General features: G+C 60.6%; 4 protein-coding genes. 3 read left to right on the top strand and 1 reads right to left on the bottom strand.

All coding sequences use genetic code 11. The annotated features are described in order from the left end of the window. A partial coding sequence (locus tag E5W70_RS32150; protein WP_292665355.1) for an ATP-grasp domain-containing protein occupies positions 1–353 on the top strand: 353 nt, incomplete at its 5' end. A 9-nt stretch (positions 354–362) separates the two neighbouring features. Here E5W70_RS32150 and E5W70_RS32145 read toward each other — a convergent pair. After that, positions 363–785, bottom strand: coding sequence for a lysozyme inhibitor LprI family protein (locus tag E5W70_RS32145; RefSeq protein ID WP_292665354.1), 423 nt, complete (start codon positions 783–785; stop codon positions 363–365). Positions 786–1,027: 242 nt separating this feature from the next. Between E5W70_RS32145 and ykgO the strand changes: the two genes are divergently transcribed. Continuing rightward, a complete protein-coding gene (gene ykgO, locus E5W70_RS32140) occupies positions 1,028–1,153 on the top strand; it encodes a type B 50S ribosomal protein L36 (protein WP_006327841.1) in 126 nt (41 codons plus the stop codon). A gap of 95 nt (positions 1,154–1,248) precedes the next feature. Then, positions 1,249–1,848: a hypothetical protein gene (locus E5W70_RS32135; protein ID WP_292665352.1), complete on the top strand. Its 600-nt coding sequence runs from the start codon at positions 1,249–1,251 to the stop codon at positions 1,846–1,848. Positions 1,849–1,975 lie beyond the last annotated feature (127 nt).

The raw sequence follows: 1,975 nt of genomic DNA, 5'->3' as shown, positions 1-1,975 counted from the left end.
TCCTTGCAGCGCTCGACTATGTCGGCGTCATCGGCGTCGAATTCTTTGTCCTTGCCGACGGTTCGCTGCTGGCCAACGAGATAGCGCCGCGCGTCCACAATTCCGGCCACTGGACGGAGGCCGCCTGCACCGTCTCGCAATTCGAGCAGCACATCCGCGCCGTCGCCGGCCTGCCGCTGGGAAATCCCGCCCGGCAGTTCGACTGCGTCATGGAAAACCTGATCGGCGACGATGTCCGGCGCGTTCCTGAGCTGCTCGCCGAGCCCGATCTGATGCTGCACCTCTATGGCAAGGCCGAGCCGCGGCCCGGCCGCAAGATGGGCCATTTTACGCGCGTGAGCCGCCGAAGTTAGAACGTACGCTTACTGGATGTCGCCGCTCTCGTCCTCGTCGGGGCTGGCGCAGCTTACATCGCCTTCCGGGCAGGTCGAATCGGCGGTGAGCTGCTTGGTGCGGTCGTCGGTCAGCCGTGTCAGGCATTCCGATACCAGCATCGGATAGATCGAGCCGCCTTCGCTGTTTGCGGCGGAATAGCTGCATTCCGCGTCGCGAAAGGCGATCCACGCGCGCTGCGCCGTCTGCAACAGCTTGCTGGCTTTTGCATCGCTTCCGCCGATGAGATCCTGGTAGGCCTTGTTCAATTTGGCGTCGGCGGATTTGTAGTCGGCGTCGGCGCAGATGTTCATCATCTGCTGCCTGTCGTCGTTGCGGTCGCATTCCTGCGCATGGGCAACAGAGCCTGCCGCGAGGACGACAAGACAGGCGGACACAAGAATTCGGCGCATGATGATCTCCAATTCGCAACCGCATCATTCCAGCCGGTTCAATCACGCACCGCAAGGCGCCAGCGGGGATATTTGATGATACGAAACGGTCCGTATCGTTTAGCCAACGCGCTTGCGGCAAGCACTTGCGGTTGACACGGGCAACGCTCCTCGTCTATGAGCCACGCACAGTTCAAAGGCGCGTCTGTGGGCGCGCCTTAATAATTCGGCCCGGGACCGGGCCCAGACCGACGGGCAAGACCATGAAGATCAAGAATTCGCTCAAGGCGTTGAAGGCGCGTCACCGCGACAACCAGCTGGTTCGTCGCAAGGGCCGCGTCTACATCATCAACAAGACCGCTCCGCGCTACAAGGCGCGCCAAGGTTGAGTTTTCGACCGGAGGCTGCGCGCCTCCGTTCGCATGATACGCCTCTCACGCTAAATTCAGTTTGACGATCCGGCGTCGGGGGCTAGATTCCCGCGATGCGGATTCTTTTTGCATTTTTCACGGCTTTCCTCGTTTCCGGCGCTGTCTCGCTGCCGGCTTGGGCTGAATATCCGACGGCAGCTCCGCCGACAGCACCTCCGGTCGTCAAGACGAAACAGGCGCGGCTCGATCAGCTGTTTACCGATCTCAAGCGCGAACGCAATGAAAAGGCGGCCGAGCGCATCGCCGGACGCATCGGCAGCGAGTGGTCCCAGTCGGGCAGCGCCTCGATCGACCTGATGATGCAATGGTCGCAAAAGGCGATCGAAAACCAGAAATTCGATGTTGCACTCGATTTCCTCGATCAAGTGGTGACTTTGCAGCCGACTTATGCGGAAGGCTGGAACCGGCGCGCCACTGTTCATTTCATGATGAAGAACTACGGGAAGTCGATGGCGGATATCGACCGCACCCTGCAGCTCGAACCACGCCATTTCGGCGCCCTTTCGGGCCTGGCTCAGATCATGGCCGAAACCGGCCACAAGCAGTCGGCACTCGAGGCCTGGCAGCGCGTTCTCGGCATCTACCCGATGATGCGCAGCGCCCAGGACCAGGTCGCCGCACTTTCCGAGGAGCTTGCCGGCGAAGGCATTTGAGACCAGTAAGGGAGTAGGGGAATAGGGAGTAAGGCAGTATGTGAGTGGTGTAAGTGGTGTAGATTGCACTGTGGAACACACTCTGGAACACATGCCCCTACTCCCCTACTCCCCTACTCCCCTACTC

It is taken from the genome of Mesorhizobium sp. (assembly GCF_005063415.1).
Lineage (GTDB): Bacteria > Pseudomonadota > Alphaproteobacteria > Rhizobiales > Rhizobiaceae > Mesorhizobium.
The sequence above is the reverse complement of the archived record's forward strand: the minus strand, read 5'-3'. Positions and strand labels throughout refer to the sequence as shown.

Coding starts and splice junctions, on each gene's coding strand:
- E5W70_RS32135 (WP_292665352.1), top strand. CDS start 1,249: ATGCGGATTCTTTTTGCATTTTTCACGGCTTTCCTCGTTTCCGGCGCT.
- E5W70_RS32145 (WP_292665354.1), bottom strand. CDS start 785: ATGCGCCGAATTCTTGTGTCCGCCTGTCTTGTCGTCCTCGCGGCAGGC.
- ykgO (WP_006327841.1), top strand. CDS start 1,028: ATGAAGATCAAGAATTCGCTCAAGGCGTTGAAGGCGCGTCACCGCGAC.